This window comes from Uliginosibacterium gangwonense DSM 18521 (genome assembly GCF_000373965.1).
In the GTDB taxonomy this organism is placed as follows: Bacteria; Pseudomonadota; Gammaproteobacteria; order Burkholderiales; family Rhodocyclaceae; genus Uliginosibacterium; species Uliginosibacterium gangwonense.
In genome coordinates this window covers 105,625-119,326 of sequence record NZ_KB892867.1, presented here as the reverse complement: position 1 = coordinate 119,326, position 13,702 = coordinate 105,625, and the positions used below count along the sequence as shown (strand labels likewise).

Here is a 13,702-nt window from a genome sequence, read left to right as displayed (position 1 = left end):
ACACCACACCCAAGCACCAAGGAGATGTACGTGAGTTCCTACTTTGAAGGCATCAGCAAAATTGCATACGAAGGCACCAATAGCGAAAACCCGCTGGCCTTCCGCTGGTATAACAAAGACCAGAAGGTATTCGGCAAGCGCATGGAAGACGTGCTGCGATTCGCCGTATGCTACTGGCACACATTCTGTTGGGAAGGTGGCGACCCCTTCGGCGGCGAAACCTTCCTGCGCCCGTGGAATGCCATCAGTGACGTCAAGCAACAGGCACTGGCCAAGGCTGATGCAGCGTTCGACTTCTTCAGCAAGCTCGGCGCCCCCTACTACTGCTTCCACGATCGCGATGTGATCGGCGAAGGCAAGACCCCGCAAGAGAGCAAGAAGCTGCTGTGGGAAATGTCCGACGTACTTGCCAAGAAGCAGGAAGAAACTGGCGTGAAACTGCTGTGGGGTACGGCCAATGCCTTCAGTGCTCGCCGCTATATGGCAGGTGCCAGTACCAACCCGAATTTTGAAGTATTTGCCTTTGCAGCCGCGCAAATCCGCGAAGTGATGGAAGTCACCAAGAAGCTGGGCGGTGAGAACTATGTGCTATGGGGTGGCCGCGAGGGTTACGAAATGCTCTCCAACACCGATCTCAAGCGTGAAGCCGATCAACTCGGCCGTCTGCTTGCCCTGGTGGTGGAACACAAACACAAGATCGGCTTCAAGGGAACCATCCTGATCGAGCCGAAGCCGCGCGAACCGTCCAAACACCAATATGACTTTGACGTACAGACAGTCTATGGCTTCCTCAAAAGCTACGGGCTGGAAAAGGAAATCAAGGTCAACATCGAAGCCAACCACGCCACACTGGCTGGCCACGCCTTCGAACATGAATTGGCGATGGCTTCCGCCCTCGGCATCCTAGGCTCTGTCGACATGAACAGGGGTGACGCACAATGTGGTTGGGATACAGATCAGTTCCCCAACAGCATCCCGGAAATCGCTATGGCCTACTACTACATCATGCAGAACGGTGGTCTGGGCACAGGCGGTACTAATTTTGATGCCAAGGTTCGCCGCCAATCCATTGATCCGGTGGATTTGTTCTACGGCCACATCGGCGGCATGGATGTCTGCGCACGCGGTCTGTTGATTGCAGAAAAGATGATTGCTGATGGCAAGCTCTCGAAGATTGTTGCCGATCGCTACGCATCCTGGAACACCCCGCTGGCAAAAGATACGCTGGCTGGCAAGGTAAGCCTGGAAGACCTATCGAAGTATGTGCTGGAGAAAAACATCGATCCCGCACCGATTTCCGGCCGTCAAGAATACATCGAAAATCTGCTCAACCGTTACATCTGATGCTCCCAACTGGGCTGTGCTCTTCCAAGGGTACAGCCCTTTTTTGCGTCCGGTTTCATTTCAAAGTCAATCCGCATAAAATACATAGAATTGATTTTGAAATAAAACAGGCAACCTGATCGTCGCTTTCGGCCTCTACACATCCACAATCGCGTTTTTGGGTGTTCACTTAGGCTTCAAACCATCGTTTTGATTCAGCTCAGCGCGGAAAAACCAGTAACAATCCACAGCTGGGAAACACAACGGGATTTCATGTTCATGACCGCGATTTACAAAGACTCAAGCCGTGCCATTGATGTACGTGTAGCGGATCTCCTCTCACGCATGACGCTGGATGAAAAAATCGCCCAGATGCATGCTATGTGGCTCCTGCTCTCTGAAGATGGAAACCACAAACCGCGCTTTGACAGTTTCGCTGGTGCAACCGATAGTAACGCGCTACGCGAACGCCTTGCCAAAGGATTGGGGCAGATCACGCGCCCACTGGGCAGCCATAGTGTTGATCCGCGCAAAGGCGTGCGTGCTTTGAATACCCTGCAAAAATTCCTCTGCGAACAAACTCGCCTGGGCATCCCAACCATGTCGCATGAAGAGTGCCTAGTTGGTCTCATGGTACAAGGCGGCACCCTCTTTCCCTCTGCGCTGGCCTATGGCGCCACATGGAATCCGGCCCTGATCGAAAAGGTCGGACACGCCATTGGCCGCGAAGCACGCAGCATCGGCTGTCATCACGGACTGGCACCTGTTCTGGATGTTTCGCGTGACGTACGGTGGGGCCGCACAGAAGAAACCTTTGGCGAAGATCCTTACCTAATTGGTGTAATGGCCACTCGTTATGTACGCGGGCTGCAAGGAGAAAAGCGTGACCTACTCGCAACACTCAAGCATTTCGTAGGTCACTCCGCAAGCGAAGGTGCACGCAATCACGCCCCAGTCAGTCTCGGGCATCGCGAGTTGAATGACATATTTATGCTGCCATTTGAGATGGCAGTCAAACAGGCTCACGCAGCTTCCGTCATGCCTGCTTATCACGACATTGACAACGAACCATGTCACGCATCCAACCATCTGCTTACCAAGGTGTTGCGTGAGCAGTGGGGATTCGATGGCTTGGTTATAGCAGATTACGTTGGCATCAGTTTGCTCTATCAGCATCATGGTATCACGGCCGATCCAGCCGAAGCAGCCGCTATTGCCTTTAATGCCGGACTCGACATTGAGACGCCAGGTGATGATTGCGCCGCGCATCTCAAACTGGCCGTGGAACGCGAGTTGATCAGCGTCGACAAAATCAACGAAATCGTCTCACGCATTCTGGCTGAAAAATTCCGCCTGGGTTTGTTTGAACATCCCTATGCCAACGAAGATGCCATTGCACTGCGCACCCCAGACACGGTGGCTCTAGCCCGTGAAGTCGCCACCCAGTCTATTGTTGTACTGGAAAACAATGGCATCCTCCCTCTGGCTGCGGCGGCAAACAAGCGCATCGCTGTAATCGGCCCAACTGCAGATGACCCCATGGCCCTGCTCTGTGGTTACAGTTTCCCTGTGCATCTCATCCTCAACAACATAACAGAAAGTACAGATGCCATTGTCACACCACTGGCTGCGCTTCGAGAGGCACTAGGTACTGACAATATCAGCTATGCCAAAGGCTGTGAAATTCTTGGCGAACGCAAGATGGGTTCCCCCGTATTTCCAGGCGACGTAGCAGACAATACAAATCTGGAACGCAAGTCACCTATTCTGCAAGACTCCAGCCTGATCCCTGCCGCCGTAACTTGCGCCAAACAGGCAGATGTTGCGATCGTCTGCGTGGGAGACTTAGCTGGGCTATTCCAGACAGGTACCATCGGGGAAGGATCGGACGCCGATTCACTCAATCTCCCGGGCGTACAGCAGAAACTGCTCGAAGCCGTCATTGCCACCGGCACTCCGACAATAGTTGTTTTGCATAGTGGCCGCCCTTACAATCTGGGCGGACTGGAAGACAAAGCAGCGGCTTACGTGATGGCTTTTGCCAATGGTCAGCAAGGTGGTACAGCACTTGTAGATGTACTCACAGGCAAACGCGAACCTTCAGGGCGGCTCACTCTTTCCGTACCACGTAGCGTTGGCGCGGTTCCCTATGTATACAATCACAAATTCAAAAGTTCCGGCACCCCTGTCGCCTTCCACTTCGGCAGCCGCTATCCTTTTGGGCATGGTTTGCCCTATACCCAGTTTGAATTCAGCGAATTGAGTTGTGCGCAACAGGATGTTTCAATAGACGGAGAATTCAAAATCTCCTTCACCTTACGCAATACTGGCACACGCGCAGGAATCGCCGTCCCCCAACTCTATGTACGAGACATACTCGCTAGCACGGTTCGCCCGGTAAAGGAACTCAAGGCTTTCAGCCGCGTTGAAATTGCGGCAGGCCAATCTGCCCGCGTGCACATCACTCTGCCTGTCGATATGCTCAATTTCAGCACCACTGATGGCCGACGGATCGTAGAACCTGGAGATTTTGAATTGCAGGTGGGGGCATCCAGTGCAAACATCGCCTTGCGAACCACCGTCAAGGTCAGTGGATCTGTACGCCCCCTGGAGCAGAATTGGCGCATGGAAAGCCACGTAAACATCGATCATCTGGCATGATCTGAGGCTAAGGCAGCCAGATGCTGTGCCTGCCCTCACTCTCTAGGAAAATGACTCAATGAATATTTCATTTTTCATTCGCACCCTGATCATAACAAGTCTTGGCTTGCTGCATTTTGCAGCATTCGCAGCCCCGCTGCCTTCACTGGCCAAGGCTTACGAACAGATCTTCCCGATTGGTGCAGCCATCACCCCCGGCGAAGTCATGGTGCCACAAACGGCCAATTTCATCGCTCGGCAGTACAATATTATTGTGGCAGAAAATGCCATGAAACCGCAGTCACTCAACCGCGATGGTTCTGGCCTCTACACGTTTGAAAATGCCGACAAAATTGTAGACTTTGCCCTCGCCCACCAGATCAAAGTGCGTGGTCACGCGCTGGTGTGGCATCAACAGGCAGCAGACTGGATGTTCCGTGGGAGTGGTCCGGATGGATACGCCACGCGAGAGGAGCTCACCGAGCGGCTACACACCTATATCCATGATGTTGTCACTCACTTCAAAGGACGGGTATACGCTTGGGATGTGGTAAACGAAGCCTTCATTCCCGACGAAAAAGGCGCACAGGAAAACGGCTGGCGTACAAGCAATTGGTACCGCATACTTGGTCCAAGCTATATTGAACTTGCTTTCCGCTTCGCCCACGAAGCCGACCCGGATGCTTTGCTCTTCTACAACGACTACAACACAGAGAGCCCCCGCAAGCGGGCAATGATCCTGGAACTCATCCACACGCTACAGGATAAAGGTATTCCCATCCACGGCGTTGGCCATCAATCACACTACAGCATGGCTTACCCGAAAGATTTCTCTGGTTTGGAAACCACAATTGAAGAAGTCAGCAAGCTCGGCCTCACGAATCAAATCACCGAACTTGACATCAGCATTCACCTCGACAGTCGTCGGCCAGATGTAGAAGAGGCTACGCCCGCTCTACTCAAAGACCATGCCGAACGCTATAAGCAATTCTTCGACATGGCACTCCGCCAACGCAAACACATCTCAGCCGTACTAATGTGGGGCCTGCATGACGAAGTATCCTGGCTACGCTACTGGCCCAGCCCACGCTTTGACGCCCCCTTGCTCTTTGACGGCAAACTCCGCCCCAAGCCTGCATTCTGGGCCGTCATCAAGCTCGCCCCCACAATCAAGCCATAGCTCAATCCCAAACCTGCAAAAGCACAACGCTTAACCTCGCGTTAACGCAATTTCCCACTTAGGATGTAAAATTGAGTTAACTCGGCTCACCTTTTCGCCTTCCCCCTGCGGAACGCAACCCAAGGTTAACACCCATTCTGGGAGGAACAGCCATGCTGCGCAAATTCACACTTCTGTTTCTGGTCGCCTGCCTCACCGCCTGCGGCGGTGGCGTCATTGATATCCTAATTGGCAAAACGCTGATGATCTACTCCATCAACGCTCCCAGCCAAGCCCAAGTGCAAAGCATCGTCAACGTCACCGCCAAAGCTATCAGCAGCGGCGATATTGCAGACAACGACCTGGAATGGACATGGGACCAAAAAAGCGGCTCCGGCATCACAGAAGCCACTCAAGACCAAGTCGGCCACAGCTCCACCCTCCACTTCCGCGCACCTTCCTCCTCCGGCAACATCCGACTACGTGTCACGGTCAAGGGCAAAGGGCTTTCAGATAGCCAAGAGTTCACGATCTATGTATATGATTGATCAGACCTCTGCGTAAACACAATCTCACCACGACCATCCCACTCGCACACGCCCCTGCGAGCTACCGCCCCGCTCTCTGATTGCCTCAACGCCAAGGCGAAATCTTCCTAGGTCATGCTCAACCCACACGCCCGGACTCTTGTCATGCCCAACGCTTAGACCCACAGCCCAAGAATGGGATTCAGGAATCAGTGCCGATTCAATGGGTACATCAAGCGCGGTGAGGATCGCCCCTTCTGGACTACTGGCGATCACTCGGCGCCCGCCATCCTCATGCACCAGGGAGAGATTAACATCGAGGGGAGCCGGGTCACATCGGCAGCCAGTTTGGCTAGCGAAGGACGGAGGCTTTAGCTTGATGCTTACCCTGCGCTCTTCCGTCGCCCCAGCCGGGATCTTGTGTGGGGGCTTTGTGGGTATGGTCACGGATTTGCGTTCGGCAATCACTGAGCGATCGGATTGCCTCACTTGGGGGGCTGCAGTAACTGCCTCAGGCTTCGGTGCGGACACATGCAAAACAAATAAGAAAGCAGCCAACACCACGCCCAGCAGGAGAATCACCGCTCCGGCAAAATAAATACGTCGCAGGAGCTCAGAAGGCAAATTGAATATCATGACTGAGCCTTTCCACACCACGCGCGAAACTCACCCGCTTCTGCCTTGCGCCGTTTGATCAACCCTGTCCAGCGCCGCCCCCCTGCGTTATCCCACTTCTCGAACTGATCCGCCGCGCCCAGGCAATCGCCAGCGTTGAGCTTCTTCATCAGCGTGGAATAGCAGACATTCTGCGGGCCGACATTCCACGCGAAATCGACAAGCATTTCCCACTGGCGCTGGGTGATCGCCACCTTACGGCACTTATCGATCACTGGGGCAATGTTGGTCTGAATAATCTCAGCTTCTTCGTCCGCACACTCAGATTCTGTGTAACGGCGCCCCGGCTTCACCCAACCAGGCGCCGCACGATTTGTAACCCCACGGCATACCGTCCATAGCCCCGGTACAGCCGGGTCTTGGTAGGGCACATACCGCGTTCCTTCAAAATGCGCAGTGAAGGTAAGAAGAAAGGCAGAAACAATGCCGGTTACGCCTACTGCGATACTTACTGCGGGAGAGGCCTTGATCGCCACGCTAATCACCTCCCTTTTCTGAGTATTCAATGAAGTGCCCCTGCTCGGCGATATTCTTTGCCAATAGATAGGTCTTCTGCTTATAATACCATGTCATAATTAAACCAGCCACAGCAACCACCGCCCCCACCCCTCCTGCGTGATTGTCAAAAAACACGATGGTTGAATTCAATACCTCCGCGAACCATGTCAAAATAACACCAACCGCCATCGCCCATTTCGCCGCCAGCTCCTTCATATCCTTCTCCCGAAATAGCACATAACCCTACCCACCAATCACCCATCAAATGCCATCTAATTGTGAAACGATGCTCTGAATATATGCTGACACTTCATCAATAGATGTATTGTTTTCAATAATCAATTTTGCAGACACCCGTAAAGACTCTATTTTTGGGCTGACTACATTCAGCCATTGAGTGCCAGCGGCTACTATTTCAGACGCGCACTCTTTGTTACATATGCCTTTTGCATTTGACTCTGCATAAACATAGGGCCATGCTTCAGCGCTGGTCGGCGGATTGGAAGATGACAGTGCAGCCAGATAATCTTGCGCCTGAGCCAGCTTTGCCTGATACACCCACTCTTGCCCCACCCCTGTCGTCAAATAGCGTGATCTGGCACGGCTGGCGGCACCGTCGATGCGGCTTTTAGCTGCAGCTTTTGCTGTCTCAATGGAAACAATTACCGGACTGCATTCAGCTACAGTAGCAGCAATCCTGTACGAAACCTCACCATCATGTATCCCTACCTCTGCCTCATCGCCTGGAGCATTAACAGTGCGAGTTACATTTCCTGACGCATCTAAATATTCAATTTTATTCATCGCGCACATCCTGTGATATTAATCCAACCGTTAATAAGAATTCCCGTTATCAACGTGCCTCCAGGATACGTAAGTACCCCCCCATCAATAGATATGGATACAACATCGCCCTTTTTTAATACAGCAATCGCACTAAGAGTCAATGGAGATCCTATTTGCCCAAGAAAGCTGAACGAAAGGGAACCCACTGTAGATCCATTGACATTAATTCTTGCAGTACCCGATGTAATAGGATCTGTGTACAACACTTGTCCAGAGCTGGTATACCTGGTAGCTCCAGCACCTCCTATATTATATCCAGCAAGAATCGTGCAATTAATCGTTTCCCCGTCTGCCAATGAAGACGGCGCATAGGTAATTGACGTACCAATAACCGACCGAGGGACAACAATTTGTTCAGAGCCTATATTGATACGGTTTACCGCATTGATCGCATTGGCTGTCAAGCTCCCCGAGAACGTCCCTGTAGCAGCCTGGAGCGCACCGGCAAACGTACCCGTAGCCCCGGATAGAGACCCCGCAAACATCCCCGAATCTGCATAGACCGCGCCTTTGAATGTGTAGGTCGCATTGGCAGGATCAATCACAATCCGGTCAATGCCATTTGGATCACGCACTTGCAGGTAATACCTGAAGCCCGGCCCTACACCATTACCCTTTTGCTCCAGGATCAAGGCGCTATTACAGGTAGCACGGAATTCCTGGAAGTAGCCAGCGGTGGGGCTGGCGCACATAATGAACCCATCAACGCCATCACCCCACCATTTTGAGGATGTGCGGATGTAGTTCCAGCTTGACGACACAAGCTCAATCGCAGCGGCGGTGATCGTGCCTAGTGTTGCACTGATGGCAGACAGGGAACTCACTGCGATTTTGTCCGCAGAGACGGCCTTGGCCTGGAGCTTGTCCGTGGTCACTGCCCCTGCTGCGATCTGAGTGGCCGTGACACTGCCGTCGACAATCATGTCGGTGCCAGTGGCGCGGACAACCTCAAGCCAAACACTCGCAAACCCCGCTGTAACACTGGCAAATATGCAGGCGTTGAGATAGGAATAGCTTGGGTTGCCCGTCCAAATGCCTGTGTATGTTTGCAGTGTGCCCAAGCCCTCCGTATTAGATAGGCATGGGACATTGCCCAGCGATGTAGCGATGGTGTTGCTGCCCACCGGCCCAGGCTGCCCCCATGCCGAGCTTGGGAATAGCGCACAACACGCAAGCTTGCCCACAAAATCTGCACTACGGTAAATGCGCAACCGCACACGGTATGCTGCTCCAGCATCGGCAGGAATAGTCTGACTCACCGCCTCGACATAGGCGCCCGGTGTGATCTTGAGATACCGCCCCGGCATACCATCACCCGACGTGCTGTCACAAGACGTGCAGTTCGACGGCCATGCGGTCTGAGCACCGTGGAACCACCACGATGGCGAGTAAAACCCTTCATCGCGCACCATGTTGGAGGCGCCAATAAACACCTGATCGGCGGTCACTCTGAATTGTGACGTGCTCCCGTCGTTGTAGCTTTTAAGCCCAGAAATGTAGCCGTTTGATGAGAGCGTAACGCCGTAGCTCGCGGCAATCTTGCCTGCTGTCGCGTTCGCCGTCTGGGTCACTTGGCTGACCGCCTCCCATACTCCGTTTGAAGACGGTGCCCAAGGCGACGGCGCGGTTTGCGCATCAGCAGCACGCTCTAGCATCGGATGCACAACCCAACTATTGGCATCTGAATCGCCTGTGCCGTACTGGCGCAGGCAAACAACCCCATAAACGGCATTGGCGGGTGCGGTTGCGAATACCGAGACGCGTTTCCAGTTTGCAAGGCTCGTGCCTCCTATGGCACCTGCATTGTCTGGCGTGTGCGTCTCCGCAATCCACGCCCTGGATGCATCCAGCCATGAGATGTAGAGGTCACACTTCGAGCGGTGTGACGCCACCCAGCCTGATAGACAATAGCGTGCGCCAGGCTCAACACTGATAGTCGGGCCATTCACATCCTGTATGCCTGTCTGTACTCCGGGCCGCACGAATCCCAGGGAGTGCATGCCTGTCGGCAACCATGCTGGCGCAGACAAGTCACGGACTATCGTGGGCGTCGCATCTGTACTGACTTGCTTCCCCCCTACCACCCACCCCGCAATATCCACATCAAAACCAGAGTTGGGCAGCAGATTACCGCCACCGCTTAGGCTGGCCTGTACGGTGCTGATAGATGATGACAGCGCGGTATCAGCATTGGCTCGCGTGGTCTGTTCGGTCGTCAATCCCGCCTGTACAGTGCCGACCTGTGCGGCCAGCGTTGTGCGGGCGCTTGCCTCGGCTTGATCAGCAAACATACGAGCCAGCGTTTCAGTCTGAAGGCCAGCCATACTTGCGCCGGGGGCTTTGCGCCCGATGGCGATCCAGTCAAAACGCCAGGTGCTGCCTGTAGTGTCCTGAATCTTGATGGCGGTAATCGTGCTGTTGAGCCAGTCATTGCCACCGGCATCCAGCACCGAGGTATCCCACTCGATGACATTCACATCGCCCGTACCGGCAGTGACGACGGTAGAGTCTTTATCGAGTGGGGTGAAACCATGCGAAGCGGTTGAATAGTAGAGCGCCAGCGTTGCAGAACCCGAGCCTGTGACACGTTGCACACGTGCGCGGACGACTGAGTATTGAGCACCAGAGACAGAGATTGCCCCACTGGATAGATAGGTGCCATCCGATGTGCCGCTGGTCGAGGCTTGTATCCAGCCCCCTTGAGCGGTCAAATTGCTGCCTGTCCAGCCCTCGGCATCATTATCAAAATACCAGCATGCGCCTGGATCAAAGCCCCCGGCAACCCCTGCGGTCAAGGTGCTGATCTGCTGGGCAAGGCCTGTGTTTGCGGTTTGGCGCAGTGTGGCTTCGTTGGTGATGGCCGTGGCGCGTAGCGCCGCTTCGGCTGCCACCTGTGCGGCTACACTTCCGGCTGTGCTGGCCGGGGCATCTACGAGCGAAATACGATCCAGCAGAGTTTGATTGATCTGTGCATCGGCAATCTTGCCGGTAATGTCATCAGCATACACAGCAAAGGTGTATTTGCCTGTCGTAATGTCCCAAGTCGCCATCTTGCCGGTTTTGATGTCATACGCGGCCCAATAGGCGCCCCCCCCAGGTGGGTTTGATCCAGGGGCTGCAGTCACCGTGGATACGTCGGCAATCTTCTGTACGCCGTCTGCCTTGGCCGATACTGCCAGCGCGACCTCACTTGACCAATTGAGCGCATCCGGGCCGAACTGGTCATATTGGGTGGCACGCACATACCAAGTGCCTTTTGCCAGATTGACCGCTGATGCGGAAGTCTGCGGGCCGTCATAGATCTGTGTGGCGGCGGCAGGGTCAAATCCTTGGGTCTGGCTGATGCAGATGCGGGATGCCTTGTAGGCAGCATCCGTACTGGCGGCGAGTGACACGATCATGGAGGCCACCGTGTCTTGCACCGATACCGTTGGCGCGGCAATCTGCGCCTTAGTGGCGATCAGGACAGCGGCATCGGTACTCTGACCATTGACGGCCACCGCATACACCCGCAGTTCCACCGTGCGGCCAATGCCCCAGCTCACCAGCTCGGCAATCGTCGCAGAGAACCGGGTATTCGTGGTCGTGAGGCTCTTTTTGAGGGTGTTGTTCGACCACAGCTCAAGGTTGTAGTAGCTCGCTCCGGCGTAGGCGTTCCACTTGGCGGCAAAGGTAGTGCCAGTGAAGGGGGATTCCAGCACCAGACCCGCCACAGCACCCAGCGGTGCGCCTTTGACGACATAGGCCACGGGCGATACATCGGCCAGCGATTGCAAGGCAGCGCCATACTTGTTGTAGCTCAGGATCTTGATGTACAGCGTTTTGCCGATCATTCCGCTTTCATAGGGATAGCGGAATTGTGAGCCATCCAGGCGGGCGAACTGTGCGCCGGATTCGTGAGAGGTGATCTTTGATCCGTATGCGCCACGTCGGATGTTGGTGAGATCGTAGCGGCCCACTCCGGTGAGGTCTGCGCCCAGGTAGCCCAGCAGTTCGCCTCCCGCAGCGGTGCCCACATAGCATAGGCTTTGATACAGATCGCGCACGGCCTGAGTAACGGGCACCAACTGCCCACCACTGACCGAGATATCGATCGCCAGCGTGTTGGCGTTATCCGGGTCACTTGCATAGGGATAGGCCGCACTCAGAGTGCCGTGACGGGCTGCAGAGCTGACGGTGCCTGCAAGGCTGTAGGTAGCGTCATCCAGGCTCACCCATACCTGCGCGCCACCCCAGTTTGAACCGCCACTGGTCAGTAGCCAGACTTCAGGCTCGCCCGCCAGACTCACGGGCGGCTCAAAGATAACGGGCATATTGACATTGCCTGGGGCTACGTTGTAGTCTGTCTTGTAGCCCGATGTTGGCTGTGTCGTAATCTTCGTGCCGGTGGCGACACCAAAGGGCCATTCTTCTGCACTGATCGTCAGCTCGCCATCGTCTGATTCTTCGATGCTGGTCACGCGCAGTGGGTATTTGTCCAGATTCTGCGGGCCGAAAGTCAGCGTGATCAAATCCATGGGTTCCAGCAGACAAAAGCGCTGGTCTACGTGCAGCTCGACGGTACTGCGGATGTATAGATCACGGTTGAGTGTTGATGCTGCTACTGTTGCTGCAACGCTTCCGCGAGTGATGCAATGCAGGGTCATGCTATTGGTCTTGGCCCCATATTGATTGACATGCGTCAGATCAGAAGCCGTAACCGGCACCGTCGCATAATCCTTGCTGCGGTCGTAATACTCTACCGTCACCTTATTATTGGCATCACGTGGCTGGGCACGGGTAATGACTGGAGCCTCCAGCAAGTCATCTTCACCAATGTCATACACTGGTGTAACATTCGGCTTCCAATTGCCAATGGCCTCATCACCAATCGGCACAATCTTGACTACACCCTGTGAAGGTACAGCGACCGCCATCGTCGCATCTAATACTTGTTGAACATATTGGCGTGCCTCTTGCTGCGTATCCGCTACCAGAGAAATACTCAGGTCATTGGCCTCACACCACGCGCGATAATCGGTCAAGTCTGCCAAAGTATCAGAAGGCAAGCCCAAGCCTTCAACCGGATCAGTCCAGATATCCTGAATAACATCTGCAGGCGGCGCATCACCGTCAGTTGACGTAGCCCTTTCACCCACAATTTCAAAGGTCCATTGGGGCGAATTGTAGCTATCTCCCAAGTCATAATTGGCACATGCGGCATAGGCGATGCCAGAGTAACTAATCGCCTTGTTCTCATAATTCGAACTCAGGTAGCTCCAGGGCTTTTGCCCAAGCGCCCCCTTATTGAGAGAAAAGCCCAACTTGCTAGGCTCATAGCTTGTGTCATCAATCCATACCCGGCTCACACTGGCAATCGGGCCTGCACACAAGCCCAGGGCAAATGATGCAGAATAGGTATATGTAGACGTTCCACTGCCACCTCCACCCCCTTTACCTGCCTTAGACTTGTGCTCGTGGCCCTGAAAATCGCCGTACCACAACAAGTTGCTCGACACACGCGCTTTACCCCACACACGCGGAATCGTCGTACCGTAGGCAGACTGGGAGACGCGTAGCGACAAGACCTTGGAAGACTCATTGCTTGCTGCTGAAGAGCCACTATTCACAACGCCTCCTTAACTCTGAAAAATTTAACCTCACGGCCCGCAAATCGCCCTTGGTCAGCATCATCCATTGACACCCGTCCTGCATTGATATCCGCATGGATTACAGTAGGCCAATTCACCACAATCGCCCCATGTGCAAAACAACGTCCCCATTTGAAGAGTGCAATATCCCCCGCCTGTGGAGCATCCACTAGTTCAGCACGATTAAGCACATAAGACACAAAACGTTCTTCCGAACGGTGCATCATCCAGTCAGCAGGATAAGCATCTATCTCAAATTCAGGTACAAGGCCGAGCCCCTCGACAAACACCCCATATAGCAACTGCGCACAATCAACTCCTGCACCCATGATTCTGGCATGATGATGATAGGGCGTACCAAGCCACTTCGTAGCCTCCGCTACGATGCGATTCGCTTCACCCAT

At 54.2% G+C, this 13,702-nt stretch carries 9 protein-coding genes; 4 read left to right on the top strand and 5 right to left on the bottom strand.

Features of this window, described 5'->3' with window-relative positions:
- Positions 1-30 precede the first annotated feature (30 nt).
- The 4 genes from xylA to B145_RS0121970 all read left to right on the top strand — a co-directional run bounded on the left by xylA (position 31) and on the right by B145_RS0121970 (position 5,670).
- A complete protein-coding gene (gene xylA / locus B145_RS0121985) occupies positions 31-1,344 on the top strand; it encodes a xylose isomerase (RefSeq protein ID WP_018610270.1) in 1,314 nt (437 codons plus the stop codon).
- Between the two features lie 258 nt (positions 1,345-1,602).
- Complete coding sequence (locus B145_RS0121980; RefSeq protein WP_026259380.1) at positions 1,603-3,984, top strand: glycoside hydrolase family 3 N-terminal domain-containing protein; 2,382 nt, start codon at positions 1,603-1,605, stop codon at positions 3,982-3,984.
- A gap of 58 nt (positions 3,985-4,042) precedes the next feature.
- Entirely contained in the window at positions 4,043-5,143 is a 1,101-nt protein-coding gene (locus B145_RS0121975) for an endo-1,4-beta-xylanase (RefSeq protein WP_018610266.1), read from the top strand.
- 152 nt (positions 5,144-5,295) lie between these two features.
- Positions 5,296-5,670, top strand: a complete 375-nt coding sequence (locus B145_RS0121970; RefSeq protein WP_018610263.1) for a TRIC cation channel family protein — start codon at positions 5,296-5,298, stop codon at positions 5,668-5,670.
- A gap of 611 nt (positions 5,671-6,281) precedes the next feature.
- On the opposite strand, the gene B145_RS26680 is transcribed toward B145_RS0121970, so the two are convergent.
- From B145_RS26680 to B145_RS0121940, 5 genes are read right to left on the bottom strand one after another with little or no spacing between them, the layout of a single operon-like run.
- Positions 6,282-6,800 (bottom strand): lysozyme, encoded by a 519-nt coding sequence (locus B145_RS26680; RefSeq protein WP_051082646.1) that lies wholly within the window; start codon positions 6,798-6,800, stop codon positions 6,282-6,284.
- 1 nt (position 6,801) lies between these two features.
- The gene (locus tag B145_RS0121955) at positions 6,802-7,038 is read right to left on the bottom strand and encodes a hypothetical protein (protein WP_018610259.1); all 237 of its coding nucleotides are present in this window, start codon (positions 7,036-7,038) and stop codon (positions 6,802-6,804) included.
- Between the two features lie 45 nt (positions 7,039-7,083).
- A complete protein-coding gene (locus B145_RS0121950) occupies positions 7,084-7,626 on the bottom strand; it encodes a hypothetical protein (protein ID WP_018610258.1) in 543 nt (180 codons plus the stop codon).
- Positions 7,623-13,277, bottom strand: a complete 5,655-nt coding sequence (locus B145_RS0121945) for a phage tail protein (protein ID WP_018610257.1) — start codon at positions 13,275-13,277, stop codon at positions 7,623-7,625. Before B145_RS0121945 ends, B145_RS0121950 begins: the two co-directional genes overlap by 4 nt.
- Complete coding sequence (locus B145_RS0121940) at positions 13,274-13,702, bottom strand: C40 family peptidase (protein WP_018610256.1); 429 nt, start codon at positions 13,700-13,702, stop codon at positions 13,274-13,276. Before B145_RS0121940 ends, B145_RS0121945 begins: the two co-directional genes overlap by 4 nt.